Origin of the sequence: Pseudomonas sp. PDM01 (assembly GCF_014852325.1) — a bacterium.
Taxonomy (GTDB): Bacteria; Pseudomonadota; Gammaproteobacteria; order Pseudomonadales; family Pseudomonadaceae; genus Aquipseudomonas; species Aquipseudomonas migulae.
In genome coordinates, this window is sequence record NZ_JACVBK010000002.1 from 162,313 (window position 1) to 174,886 (window position 12,574).

At 60.5% G+C, this 12,574-nt stretch carries 10 protein-coding genes; 4 read left to right on the forward strand and 6 right to left on the reverse strand.

The window, feature by feature from the left end; genetic code table 11:
• The first annotated feature begins 27 nt into the window (after nt 1–27).
• Nucleotides 28–993, forward strand: a complete 966-nt coding sequence (locus tag IB246_RS05320; protein WP_008041339.1) for a CobW family GTP-binding protein — start codon at nt 28–30, stop codon at nt 991–993.
• An 84-nt stretch (nt 994–1,077) separates the two neighbouring features.
• Here IB246_RS05320 and IB246_RS05325 read toward each other — a convergent pair whose 3' ends face one another.
• Complete coding sequence (locus tag IB246_RS05325; protein ID WP_008027461.1) at nt 1,078–1,491, reverse strand: DUF3301 domain-containing protein; 414 nt, start codon at nt 1,489–1,491, stop codon at nt 1,078–1,080.
• A 120-nt stretch (nt 1,492–1,611) separates the two neighbouring features.
• On the opposite strand from IB246_RS05325, the gene pdxY reads away from it, so the two are divergent.
• The gene (gene pdxY, locus IB246_RS05330; RefSeq protein WP_008041336.1) at nt 1,612–2,484 is read left to right on the forward strand and encodes a pyridoxal kinase PdxY; all 873 of its coding nucleotides are present in this window, start codon (nt 1,612–1,614) and stop codon (nt 2,482–2,484) included.
• A 92-nt stretch (nt 2,485–2,576) separates the two neighbouring features.
• On the opposite strand, the gene IB246_RS05335 is transcribed toward pdxY, so the two are convergent.
• A complete protein-coding gene (locus IB246_RS05335; RefSeq protein ID WP_008027457.1) occupies nt 2,577–3,059 on the reverse strand; it encodes an acyl-CoA thioesterase in 483 nt (160 codons plus the stop codon).
• Nucleotides 3,060–3,260: 201 nt separating this feature from the next.
• On the opposite strand from IB246_RS05335, the gene IB246_RS05340 reads away from it, so the two are divergent.
• Nucleotides 3,261–5,024 carry a cation:proton antiporter gene (locus IB246_RS05340; RefSeq protein WP_008027455.1) on the forward strand — a complete coding sequence of 588 codons (1,764 nt, stop codon included), beginning with the start codon at nt 3,261–3,263 and terminating at the stop codon, nt 5,022–5,024.
• Nucleotides 5,025–5,045: 21 nt separating this feature from the next.
• On the opposite strand, the gene IB246_RS05345 is transcribed toward IB246_RS05340, so the two are convergent.
• The 4 genes from IB246_RS05345 to uvrD all read right to left on the reverse strand — a co-directional run bounded on the left by IB246_RS05345 (nt 5,046) and on the right by uvrD (nt 9,422).
• Nucleotides 5,046–5,453 carry an SMI1/KNR4 family protein gene (locus IB246_RS05345; protein ID WP_003187120.1) on the reverse strand — a complete coding sequence of 136 codons (408 nt, stop codon included), beginning with the start codon at nt 5,451–5,453 and terminating at the stop codon, nt 5,046–5,048.
• 137 nt (nt 5,454–5,590) lie between these two features.
• Nucleotides 5,591–6,463 carry a Tim44 domain-containing protein gene (locus IB246_RS05350; protein WP_192229995.1) on the reverse strand — a complete coding sequence of 291 codons (873 nt, stop codon included), beginning with the start codon at nt 6,461–6,463 and terminating at the stop codon, nt 5,591–5,593.
• A gap of 178 nt (nt 6,464–6,641) precedes the next feature.
• The gene (locus tag IB246_RS05355; protein ID WP_007934436.1) at nt 6,642–7,082 is read right to left on the reverse strand and encodes an EamA family transporter; all 441 of its coding nucleotides are present in this window, start codon (nt 7,080–7,082) and stop codon (nt 6,642–6,644) included.
• A gap of 156 nt (nt 7,083–7,238) precedes the next feature.
• The gene (gene uvrD / locus IB246_RS05360) at nt 7,239–9,422 is read right to left on the reverse strand and encodes a DNA helicase II (protein ID WP_008038173.1); all 2,184 of its coding nucleotides are present in this window, start codon (nt 9,420–9,422) and stop codon (nt 7,239–7,241) included.
• 258 nt (nt 9,423–9,680) lie between these two features.
• Between uvrD and IB246_RS05365 the strand changes: the two genes are divergently transcribed.
• Nucleotides 9,681–12,548, forward strand: a complete 2,868-nt coding sequence (locus IB246_RS05365; protein WP_008038172.1) for an EAL domain-containing protein — start codon at nt 9,681–9,683, stop codon at nt 12,546–12,548.
• Nucleotides 12,549–12,574: the final 26 nt, after the last annotated feature.

Genomic DNA, 12,574 nt, shown 5'->3' on the forward strand with positions numbered 1-12,574 from the left:
CCTTTACCTCCTCAGAAAACACCGACCATGTTGCAGAACATTCCCACGCACGTCATTGCCGGCCCCTTGGGCGCAGGCAAGACCAGTTTGATCAAGCATCTGTTGGCGCAGCGGCCGGCGAACGAGCGCTGGGCGGTGTTGATCAACGAGTTCGGCCAGATCGGCCTCGACGCTGCGTTGCTGACCCGGGACGCCGATGGTATCGCACTGGGCGAAGTGGCCGGGGGCTGTTTGTGTTGCGTCAATGGTGCGCCGTTTCAGATCGGCCTCGGACGTTTGCTGCGCAAGGCGCGGCCGGATCGGTTGTTTATCGAGCCGTCCGGGCTGGGCCATCCGGCGCAGTTGCTCAGGCAACTGCAAGAGGCGCCGTGGTTGGGTGTGCTGGCCGTCCAGCCCAGCGTGCTGGTGCTGGATGCCCAAGCGCTGGCGGCCGGCAAACCGCTGCCTGTGACGCAGCAGGAGGCGTTGGGCAGCGCCGGGTTGTTGCTGCTGAACAAGTCGGAAAACCTCGACACGAGCGATCGTCAGCGAATCGTTGCGCAGTTGCCGGCGCGTCGCGTGTACTGGACGCAACAGGCGCGGTTGCCATTGAGCGAGTTGCCCGGCCTGGAGGCGAAGGCTGTGGCGGGTGTGGATAACTTCATCCAACCCAAAGGAATGGCGCAGATGCCGACCGTCTGGACCGATCCCGAGGTGCCGATTTGCTTGAGTCAGGAGCAGGAGGGGGGCTGGAGCATTGGCTGGCGCTGGCATCCGAGCCAGACATTCGATTCCGCGCGCGTTGGCCGATGGCTTGAAAGCCTTGCCTGGCGGCGGGCGAAGCTGGTTATCCACAGCAGCGACGGCTGGGTTTCAGCGAATGCCCTGGATAACTCGACGCTGGATTGGCAGCCCAGCGAATGGCGTCGGGATTCACGGATCGAGCTGATTTTTACTGAGCCGCAGGATATTGAGTTGCTGCAAAGAGGTTTGGCCGACTGTCGGTCGAATTAAAGATCAAAAGATCGCAGCCTGCGGCAGCTCCTACATGGGAATGCGAAATCCTGTAGGAGCTGCCGCAGGCTGCGATCTTATGATTTATGGACGCCATTTTGTGTGTTCTTGCCGCCACTGACTAAGCTCAATCACTTCAGCGCGAGGCTTCGCCACGTCGACCACCGGAGGCGTGTCGTCGAACGGCATCGGGTAGGGCGCCAGTTCGATCTGCGCGCTGTGGGCGCCGAACTGGGTGATGGTGCCGTTGTGGCGGGTTTCGCCGGTCACCGTGAACTCGAAGTTGTACACGCGGGCCAAGCGTCGCCGACCGTTGGCATCCTTGATGAAGGCGATTTTTTTCAGCGCCACGTTGCCGTCCAGCAACTCGATTCCGAGCTTGACGCAATGCAGCTTGACCCGCTCCAGCGCGCGTTCGCGCAAGCCATGGTTGTGCCACAGCCACGCGCCGCCAGTGGCGAGCAGCATCAGCACGAAGATATTTCCGAGGGTCAGCATCAACAGGGTGCTCCAACTAGATAGTGTCAGCTTAACTGCGTCGCCGGCCTGTCGTACAGGCTGCGTTTAGTCGCATACTGCGCGGCTTGAATTTCAATCGGTTTACGGAAAACTCACCGCATGAAACGTACGCCCCATCTGCTCGCCATTCAGTCCCACGTGGTGTTCGGCCACGCTGGCAACAGCGCCGCGGTTTTCCCGATGCAGCGGGTCGGGGTGAATGTCTGGCCGCTCAATACCGTGCAGTTCTCCAACCACACCCAATACGGGCAATGGGCGGGCGACGTGCTGGCACCGCAGCAGATTCCCGAATTGGTCGAGGGCATCGCAGCGATTGGCGAGCTGGGCAATTGCGATGCGGTGTTGTCCGGTTACCTCGGCAGTGCAGCCCAGGGCCGGGCGATCCTGACGGGCGTGGCGCGGATCAAGTCGATGAATCCCAAGGCACTGTATCTGTGCGACCCGGTGATGGGCCATCCAGAGAAGGGGTGCAGCGTGCCGGCCGAAGTCAGCGATTTTCTGCTGGAGGAAGCGGCAGCCATGGCGGACTTCATGTGCCCGAACCAACTTGAGCTGGACAGCTTCTCGGGCCGCAAGCCGCAGTCGCTGTTCGATTGCCTGGCCATGGCGAAAGCGTTGCTGGCACGCGGCCCGCAGGCGGTGCTGGTCAAGCATCTGGCCTATCCCGGCAAACCGGAGGATGTGTTCGAAATGTTGCTGGTGACGAGCGAAGGCAGCTGGCACCTGCGACGTCCAATGCTGGCGTTTCCGCGTCAGCCGGTGGGTGTTGGCGACCTGACGTCCGGCCTGTTTCTGGCGCGTGTACTGTTGGGCGACAGCCTGGTGGCGGCGTTCGAATTTGCTGCGTCGGCGGTGCATGAGGTGCTGCTGGAGACCCAGGCGTGCGCCAGTTACGAGTTGGAGCTGGTGCGGGCGCAGGACCGGATTGCGCATCCGCGCGTGCGGTTTGAAGCCACCGCGATCAGCCTTTAAAAGCTTCGCGGGCAAGCCTCGCTCCTACAGTTTGTATGCGATCCCTGTAGGAGCGAGGCTTGCCCGCGAATGCGATTTAACGGTCAAACGTATCAGGCGTCGCCCTTGATCTCCTGATACCGCTTTTCCAGCTCCTGACGAATCTGCCGACGCTGCTGGGCCTGCATGTAGCGGCGTTTGTCTTCGCTGTTCTGCGGTTGCAGCGGCGGTACGGCGGCGGGTTTACGGTCGTCATCCACCGCAACCATGGTGAAGAAGCAGCTGTTGGTGTGGCGCACCGAGCGCTCGCGGATGTTTTCGGTCACCACCTTGATGCCGACCTCCATGGAGGTGTTGCCGGTGTAGTTGACCGACGCCAGGAAGGTCACCAGTTCGCCGACATGGATCGGCTCGCGAAAAATCACCTGATCCACCGACAGGGTCACCACGTAGCGGCCGGCATAGCGGCTGGCGCAGGCGTAGGCCACTTCGTCCAGGTACTTGAGCAAGGTGCCGCCGTGGACATTGCCAGAGAAGTTGGCCATGTCGGGAGTCATCAGTACCGTCATCGACAGCTGGGCGTTTCCGGGTTCCATAACGTTCTCACGGTTCAAGGCAGGTTTCGGAGGAGTGCACCTCTGCGGGTGCCTGTTCGGTTTTTTCAAACCACAGTTATCGGGACGCCGGGCGGGTGATCGCCGTCACGCCGGATCGATCTGTTTCCATATATTGCACCGCCTTTCTGACGGAAGTCGCGGTGTTAACCTCCGAAAGTCGACCTTAAGGAGCCCCACGCCATGCATGCCATCAGTTTTATTCAGGATCTGGCAGTGATCATGCTGGTCGCAGGCGTGGTGACCGTACTGTTTCACCGCCTCAAACAACCGGTCGTCCTCGGCTACATCGTCGCCGGGTTCATCATCGGCCCGCACACGCCACCCTTCGGCCTGATCCACGACGAGGAAACCATCAAGACCCTCGCCGAACTCGGGGTGATTTTCCTGATGTTCTGCCTGGGCCTGGAGTTCAGCCTGCGCAAACTGTTCAAGGTCGGCGCCACGGCGTTTATCGCGGCGTTCCTGGAAATCGTGCTGATGATCTGGATCGGCTACGAAATCGGCCGCTGGTTCGACTGGAACACCATGGACTCGCTGTTCCTCGGCGCGATCCTGGCCATCTCATCGACCACCATCATCGTCAAGGCACTCAATGACCTGAAGATGAAAAACGAGCGTTTCGCGCAGCTGATTTTCGGCGTATTGATCGTCGAGGACATCCTCGGCATCGGCATCATCGCCTTGCTGTCGAGCATCGCGGTCAGTGGCACGGTCAGTTCCGGCGAAGTGTTTTCCACGGTCGGCAAGCTCTCGCTGTTCATGATCGTCGCGCTGGTAATCGGGATTCTGCTGGTGCCGCGCCTGCTGGCCTACGTGGCCAAATTCGAAAGCAACGAGATGCTGCTGATCACCGTGCTGGGCCTGTGTTTCGGCTTCTGCCTGTTGGTGGTCAAGCTGGAATACAGCATGGTGCTCGGCGCGTTCCTGATTGGCGCGATCATGGCCGAGTCGCGGCAATTGCTGAAGATCGAGCGACTGATCGAGCCGGTTCGCGACCTGTTCAGTGCAATCTTTTTCGTCGCCATCGGGCTGATGCTCGACCCGATGATCCTGCTGCAATACGCCTGGCCAATCGCAGTCATTACCGTCGCTGTGGTACTCGGCAAGATGCTGTCCTGTGGCCTCGGCGCCTTTATCGCCGGCAATGACGGACGCACCTCACTGCGCGTGGGAATGGGTCTTTCGCAGATTGGCGAATTTTCTTTCATCATCGCGGCACTGGGGATGACCCTGCAGGTCACCAGCAACTTCCTCTACCCGGTCGCTGTGGCGGTGTCGGTGATTACCACGCTGCTGACGCCGTATCTGATCCGCGCGGCTGATCCGCTGTCGATCAAACTGGCTGGCGTGATGCCGCAGCGGTTGGGCCGCGTATTGGGGATGTATGGCGAATGGCTGCGCAGCATCCAGCCTCAAGGCGAGGGTGCGCTACTGGCGTCGATGATCCGGAGGATTCTGTTGCAGGTGGGGGTCAATCTGGCGCTGGTGATTGCGATTTTCTTCTCGGGCGCTTTTTTTGCCGAGCGAATGTCTCCCTATTTGCAGGACTGGATCAGCGACCCAAGCTGGCAGAAGGCGTTGATCTGGGGAGGGGCATTGCTGTTGTCGCTGCCGTTCCTCATCGCCGCCTATCGCAAGCTCAAGGCGCTGTCGATGTTGTTGGCGGAGATGGGCGTGAAACCGGAGATGGCCGGCCGCCACACGCAGCGAGTGCGCCGGGTGATCGCCGAGGTGATCCCGATCCTTTCGCTGTTGGTGATCTTCCTGCTGTTGGCAGCCTTGTCGGCCAGTATTCTGCCGACCAACAAGTTGCTGGTGCTGATTGTCGTGGTCGCGGCCGCCGTGGCGGCGCTGCTCTGGCGCTGGTTCATCCGCGTGCACACGCGGATGCAGGTGGCCTTGCTGGAAACCCTGGACAATCACAAGGAATCTTCGGGGCATTGACCACGCGGCGCGTCAGACGGCTCAGCTTTCCAGCCAGACGTCTCGTGCCCAGTGCCACACCGATTCCCAGGTTTCTTCGGCGATCAGCTCTTCTTCGGCTTGCCACAGCACTACAGTGCCGTCTTCTTCGACGCAGTAGTAGTCGTCACCGTCCTGGCAGATCGGGATCAGGCTGCGATCGACACCGGCGTCCCAGGCGTTGGCGGCAACGTCCGGCAGGTAGGTGTGGGATTGCGGGTCGGTGACGGTCACCGGCTCCAGGCTGCCGTAGACCACGTCGCTGACGGTCAGCAAAAACTCTCTGAAAACAAATGGGATGTCGATGAACAGTTGTTCTTCGATTTCGACCAGCAGATCTTCGTCGGGCAGCTCCAAGGGGACCGGTACCGGTTCGTTGGCTTCACGCAGTTGTTCGATGATTTCTTCCACGTCCGGGATCCTCTTGCTTGTATGGCGCGGTTTAGTTGGGGCGGTTTATACAGTAGCTCGCTATAGATGCAACCGTGAAATAGAAAACCCCGGCCGAGGCCGGGGTTTTTGTTGCGACACATTTAACGCAGGTCGGTTCAGCCGTTCTGGCGGATACCGGCAACCAGCCAAGGCTGGTTTTCACCCTGTGGACGTTCCATGTTCCAGCTTTCGCTGAACACTTCGCCCTGGTCGAAACGCGAGGTTTTCGACACGCCGCTGAAGGTCAGGGTGGCGATGGTCTTGTCGGCGCGATCATCGACGCCATCCAGTTGAACATTGAGGTTATCAATGTAGGTGGACTGGAAACCCTCACCCAGATCGGCACGTTCGCGCTTGAGGAACTCAAGCAGCTGCGGGGTCACGAACTCGGCGATCTTGTCCATTTCGTTGGCGTCCCAGTGTTGCTGCAGGGACTGGAAGTGGTTGCGGGCCGCTTCAATGAAGTTCTTTTCATTGAACCAGGCTGGCGCGTTGATGACCGGACGAGCGGCAGCCGGAGCGGCCGAACCACCGAAGATCGAACCCATGGCGCTTGGTTTCTGCTCGAACACTTCACGCTGCATCGGGGCGCCAGCCGGAGCCAGGTGCTCCTGTTGCTTGCGACGACGAGCGGCGATGAAACGGAAGACCAGGAAGGCAATGACGGCCATGATCAGGATGTCGAAGATCTGCATGCCCTCGAAGCCGCCGCCCATGAACATGGAAGCCAGCAGGCCACCGGCCGCGATACCGGCCAGAGGGCCGAGCCAGCGCGAAGCACCGCCGGCCTTGGCGGCAGCGCCAGCGGCACCGGCCGCGCCCGCAGTGGCAGCAGCGCCACCTGCAGCAGAAGAAGGAGCCATTTGGCTGGTCTGGTGAGTCGGCGCAGCGCCGGAGCTCTTGCCGCCACCAAAGCGCTTGGCGTTGGCGTCGAGGCTCATCGTCAGGCCGATGCACAACGCCATGGCGATGCTAAGAAAACGTTTCATAAAGGGAATTCCCATTTGTGGATGGCACGCGCGCCATGTTGCACAGCTGAAGTGTTACTGGCTAGCGGCAGAGTGTTTCGGGCTTTTGCCTGACAGGTCGTGTTCAGCTTCAGTCAGGGCAATAAGGCCTGTTAACTTTGGTCCGTAGGACGAGTGGATAGGTTCTGTAGGAAGGGGCCTAGCGTCGTAGCGCAAGCATGACCACACCGGCCGTGATCAGGCCGATTCCGCCCCATTGGCGCAGGTCGAGTTTTTCACCCAGTAAGATCACGCCGAGCACCGCCACCAGCACCACACTGAGTTTGTCCACCGGAGCGACCAGCGAGGCCGGCCCCAGTTTCAATGCGCGGAAGTAGCAGATCCACGAGGCGCCGGTGGCCAGTCCCGACAGCAGCAGGAACAGGTAGCTCCTGGCCGAGATCGATCCTAATGACTGATATTGGCCCGTGGCGTACAAAATCAAGGCCAGGCTGACCAACACCACCACGGTGCGCAGCAACGTGGCGAAGTCGGAGTTGACGTTTTCGATGCCGATTTTGGCAAAGATCGCGGTCATGGCGGCAAAAGCTGCCGACATCAGGGCCCAGAATGTCCAGGAAGAAAAGAAACCTGAGCCCATGGTTCGCGCCTTTATAAGATCAACCTGCCGAGGTGGATTAACCACAAACCCCTGTGGGAGCGAGCCTGCTCGCGATAGCCGCACCACGGTTTTCTGGATAAACCGCGGCGCCCTCATTCGCGAGCAGGCTCGCTCCTACAGAAAAGCCGATAACCCTTAGATCGCTTCCAGTTTCGCGTAACCCAACATCAGCCACTTGCTGCCTTCGCTGAAGTTCACCTGCACCCGGGCCTGCGCGCCGGCACCTTCGAAGTTCAGGATCACGCCGTCGCCAAACACCGAATGCCGTACGGTCTGACCGAGGCTGAACCCGGTGTCCGGGATCTCGCTGCCGCCAAACAGGCTGCTGGAACTCTGCTGCTGGCCGCCGCCAAACGGGCGACTGACACTGTTGGACAGGCGCACTTCCTGAATCAGGCCTTTCGGCACTTCACGTACGAAACGCGAGACCTTGTTGTAGGTTTCGCTGCCATACAGGCGTCGGGTTTCAGCATAGGTCATCACCAGGTTCTGCATCGCCCGGGTAATGCCGACGTAGGCCAAACGACGTTCTTCCTCAAGACGACCCGGCTCTTCCAGGCTCATTTTGTGCGGGAACAGGCCTTCTTCCATGCCCACCAGGAACACGTAAGGGAATTCCAGGCCTTTGGCGCTGTGCAAAGTCATCAGCTGAATGCTGTCTTCGTGCTCGTCGGCCTGAGTATCGCCAGCCTCCAGCGACGCGTGACCGAGGAACGCCGCCAGTAGGGTCAGGTCTTCGTCTTCTTCAGCGTTTTCGAAGTTGCGTGCGGCGCTGACCAGTTCCTCAAGGTTTTCTACCCGGGCCTGGCCTTTTTCGCCTTTTTCCGCTTCGTGATAGGCAATCAGTCCGGACTGCTCGATGACGGTCTGGGTCATCAGGTGCAGCGGCATTTCCATGCACTTGGCGGCGAGGTTCTCGATCAGCTCGATAAACGCGCCAAGCGCACCCGCTGCGCGACCGGTCAGGCCTTTATTGGCAACCAGCAGGCGCATGGCTTCCCACATCGACACGTCACTGTGGCGCGCATGGTCGCGAATCGCTTCAACGGTTTTTTCGCCGATGCCGCGTGCCGGAACGTTAATCACCCGCTCCAGTGCTGCATCGTTGCCACGACCTTCCAGCAAACGCAGGTAAGCCATGGCGTTCTTGATTTCAGCCCGCTCGAAGAAGCGCTGACCGCCATAGATGCGGTAGGGAATGCGCTCGCGCAGCAAGGCTTCTTCCAAAACGCGGGATTGGGCGTTGGAGCGGTACAAAATCGCGATATCGCTGCGAGCCAAGCCGGTTTTCAGCGCGCTTTCGATGGTTTCCACCACGTAGCGTGCTTCATCGTGTTCGTTGAACGCCGCGTACAGATTGATCGCTTCGCCTTCGCCGCCGTCGGTCCACAGCTCCTTGCCCATGCGCCCGGTGTTGTTGGCGATCAGGGCGTTGGCTGCCTTGAGGATGCCGGCAGTGGAGCGGTAGTTCTGCTCCAGACGAATGGTCTCTGCGTCCGGGAAATCGTCGGAGTACTGATAGATGTTCTCGATTTTCGCGCCGCGCCAGCCGTAGATCGACTGGTCGTCGTCGCCCACCACCATCAGGCTGTCGCCACCCTTGGCCAACAGTCGCAGCCAGGCGTACTGCACGGCGTTGGTGTCCTGGAACTCGTCCACCAGGATGTGCCGGAAGCGCTTCTGATAGTGCGCCAGCAAACCCGGGTGATCGCGCCACAAGTCGAGGGCGCGCAGCAGCAATTCGGAGAAATCGATCACGCCAGCGCGCAGGCACGCGGCCTCGTAGGCCTCATAAATGCTGCGCATGGTGGCCAGGAACAGGTCGCCGCTGGCTTGAATGTGTTGCGGACGCAGACCTTCGTCTTTCTGCCCGTTGATGAACCACTGCGCCTGACGGGCTGGCCAGCGTTGCTCGTCCAGCCCCAATTCGCGAATAACGCGTTTGACCAGGCGTTGCTGGTCGTCGCTGTCGAGAATCTGGAAGGTCTGGCTCAGGCCGGCTTCCTGCCAGTGCGCCCGCAGCAAGCGGTGCGCCAGGCCGTGGAAAGTGCCGACCCACATGCCGGCCGGGTTAATACCCATCAACTGCTCGATGCGATGACGCATCTCGGCAGCGGCCTTGTTGGTGAAGGTCACCGACAGGATTGAGTGGGGCGAGGCGTTTTCGACCTGGATCAACCAGGCGATACGGTGCACCAGCACTCGGGTTTTACCGGAACCAGCACCGGCCAGGACCAACTGACGACCCACGGAGGCAGCTACGGCCTGGCGTTGGGCATCGTTGAGGGAGTTCAGCAGAAGGGAGAGATCATCGCGCATCGGGGCATTCTAGGGGGCGGCGCCACACCGGGCAAACCCCGCTTTGCTTTAGCCGATGAAAGATACGCGAAGGACGACCGGTCGGTCACTGGCTGCAGGCGTTGGTGGGGCTCGCTTCCAGCGTTTTCAGGGGGTAAAAGGGCTCCGGACTTTTGCAGAAATTATGATCTGGAGCAGTTTGGTAAGGGCATTGGCTTGTGTATGCTCCGTCCACGTTTCGGGCTCATGCTCATCATTATAAGAACAAGAACATTGCCTATGACCCTCAGCTCCGACCTGTCGGGCCCCACTGTGGAGCCCCGGGTTATCCGCAAACAGTACGCCATGGAAATGGCGGTCGAGCGCACGCGCCTGCTTTATCAAGGCTCGTTGCTGCCGACGCTGTTCATGCTGATCAATGGCCTGGTGTGTGCGGGATTGCTCTGGAGTCCGCAGCGCTACTTCCTGGTCAGCGTCTGGCTGGTGTGGCTATTGTCGCTGGTGGCGCTGCGGGTGATTCAGGTCGCCGCTTTCGATTCGGCCATTCCCAACCGCCAGGCCCATCCAGTCTGGCGTCGCATGTTTTTGCTCGGTTCGGCCATGACCGGCCTGACCCTGGCCGGCGCCGGAATTGCCCTGGTGCCCGCCGACAATTTCATCCAGCAAGCCTGGGTGTTCGGCCTGATCGGCGCGGCAGCCCTCTCGGCCAGCGTCGCTTATGCCGTCAGCCTGCCAGCCTTCCTGTCATTCACCTTGCCGTGTCTGTTACCGGCCATCGCCTACCTGTTCTGGGGTGGTGACGAGCAGGAGCAGGGCTGGGGCTGGTTCGGCCTGATTTTGCTGGGGGCGTTGAGCGTGGTCGCCTGGCAGGTCAATCGGCTGATTGATCGCGGGTTGTTGCGCCGCTTCCAGAATCAGGCATTGATCGAGCACTTGCAGCAGGCCCAGAGCCGCAGCGACCAGCTGAACCATGATCTTGCCAAAGAAATCGATCAGCGCCGTCGTGCCGAAGACGAGTTGCGAGAAATTCAGATTGGGCTGGAAAGCCGCGTCGCCCAGCGCAGCCTGGAGCTGGATGCTGCCAACCAGGCCCTGAGCAAAAGCGAGGCGCGCCTGGCGCTGGCGTTGAAGGCCAGCGAACTGGGGCTGTGGGACTGGAACCTACAAACCGACGAAGTCCATCACACCCATATTCAGGAGTTGTTCGGCCTGGAGCCGGAATTCGTGACGGCCATGCTGCGTCACCTCAAGCCGCGCCTGCATCCCGAGGACTTGCCGTCGCTGAGGCGCGCACTGGTCGAGCACCTGAAGGGCCGCAGCGAGGACTATCAGATCGAATACCGCGTGCGCCATGGCGATGGTCATTGGGTCTGGATCGAGGACCGCGGTCGAGCGGTGGAGCGCAGTGACGGCGGTCGGGTGATCCGCATGGTCGGCACCCGCCGCGACATCAGCGCCAGCAAGATGCTGGAAGCCCAGCAGCAACTGGCGGCGACGGTGTTCGAGGCCGCCAGCGAAGGCATCATGATTTTCGATCCGAATTACGCACTCATCGCGGTAAACCAGGCGTTCAGCCGCTTAACGGGCTACGACATCGACGACATGCTCGGGCGCAACGTCGTGGAACTGCCGTGCAGTCGCGATGCCCGTCGCCACTACGGGGCGATTCATCAGGCGCTGGAGCAACACGGCAGTTGGCAGGGCGAGCTGGTGGAAACGCGCAAGAACGGCGAGCTGTATCCGCAATGGCTGCAATTGAACGCCGTGCGCGATACGCGGGGAAATGTCAGCCATATCGTCGGCTTCTTCGCCGATCTCTCGGCGCGGCGCGAATCCGAAGAGCGCATGCGCTACCTGACTCACTACGATGAACTGACTGGACTGGCCAACCGTTCATTGTTCCGCGAAAGGTTGCGTGAAGCCCATCAGCGCGTGCGCCAGGGCGGGCGCAGTCTGGCGTTGTTGCACATCAACCTTGATCGCTTCAAGTTGCTCAACGACAGCCTTGGTCATGAAATCGCCGATCAGCTGTTGCAGAAAATGGCCCGGCGGCTGGTCAACGCACTGCCGGAAGCAGACACCATCGCCCGATTGTCCGGCGATGAGTTCGCCGTGCTGTTCGACGCTTACGGCAACCTTTCGAGCCTGGCGCGGGTGGCGACTCGCCTGTCGGCCAAGCTGCGTTTGCCGGTGACCGTCGAGGGGCATGAGCTGGTGGTCAGCGCGTCCATGGGCATCAGCATGCTGCCGGACAACGCACGGGAAATCTCCGCGCTGGTGAGTCAGTCGAACATGGCCATGCAACACGCCAAACACTTGGGCGGCAACAATTTCCAGTTCTACACCGACAGTCTGCAAGCCAGCACGCTTGAGCGCTTGCAGCTGGAAAACCAGCTGCGTAAAGCCATCGAAGAAAAACAACTGAAAGTGTTTTACCAACCCAAGCTTTGCCTCGCCACAGGCCGGCTGAATGCCGCCGAGGCATTGGTGCGCTGGGATCACCCGACCATGGGCCGCGTGCCGCCGTCGGACTTCATCGGCCTGGCCGAGGAAACCGGGCTGATCGGCCCGATCGGCGAGTTCGTGTTGCGTCAGGCCTGCTGGCAAGCCTGCGAATGGCAGCGTCAGGGGCTGGAACCGATTCGGGTATCGGTCAATTTGTCGGTGCATCAGTTGCGCCAGGGCAAGCTGGTCAGCCTGGTGCGTCAGGTATTGGAAGAAACCGGGCTGGCGCCGCACTACCTCGAACTGGAGCTTACCGAAAGCCAGTTGCTGGACAGCGTTGAGCACATCATCGCGACGTTCCAGCAGCTGCGTGATCTTGGGGTGAAGCTGGCCATCGACGATTTCGGCACCGGCTATTCGTCCCTGAGCTACCTCAAGCGCATTCCGGTGGATTACGTGAAGATTGATCAGGCATTCATTCGCGGCCTGGGGGAGGGGAGCGTGGATGCGGCGATCACCCGGGCGATCATTGCGATGGCCCACGGGTTGTCGTTGAAGGTGGTGGCTGAAGGCGTGGAGCGGTCGGAGCAGCTTGAGTTTTTGCAGGCTGAGCGCTGCGATGAAGTGCAGGGGTATTTGATCAGTCGCCCGATAGAAGCGGGTGGGTTGGCGGACCTTCTGCGAGCGCAATCCGCCTACTGAAGGTGTGTCGCACAATCACACCTTCC

Bases quoted from the DNA above. Each gene is read 5' to 3' on its own strand.
- uvrD (WP_008038173.1), bottom strand. From the start codon at position 9,422: ATGCGCGATGATCTCTCCCTTCTGCTGAACTCCCTCAACGATGCCCAA.
- IB246_RS05350 (WP_192229995.1), bottom strand. From the start codon at position 6,463: ATGAAACGTTTTCTTAGCATCGCCATGGCGTTGTGCATCGGCCTGACG.
- IB246_RS05335 (WP_008027457.1), bottom strand. From the start codon at position 3,059: ATGGAACCCGGAAACGCCCAGCTGTCGATGACGGTACTGATGACTCCC.
- IB246_RS05340 (WP_008027455.1), top strand. From the start codon at position 3,261: ATGCATGCCATCAGTTTTATTCAGGATCTGGCAGTGATCATGCTGGTC.
- pdxY (WP_008041336.1), top strand. From the start codon at position 1,612: ATGAAACGTACGCCCCATCTGCTCGCCATTCAGTCCCACGTGGTGTTC.
- IB246_RS05320 (WP_008041339.1), top strand. From the start codon at position 28: ATGTTGCAGAACATTCCCACGCACGTCATTGCCGGCCCCTTGGGCGCA.
- IB246_RS05325 (WP_008027461.1), bottom strand. From the start codon at position 1,491: ATGCTGACCCTCGGAAATATCTTCGTGCTGATGCTGCTCGCCACTGGC.
- IB246_RS05365 (WP_008038172.1), top strand. From the start codon at position 9,681: ATGACCCTCAGCTCCGACCTGTCGGGCCCCACTGTGGAGCCCCGGGTT.
- IB246_RS05355 (WP_007934436.1), bottom strand. From the start codon at position 7,082: ATGGGCTCAGGTTTCTTTTCTTCCTGGACATTCTGGGCCCTGATGTCG.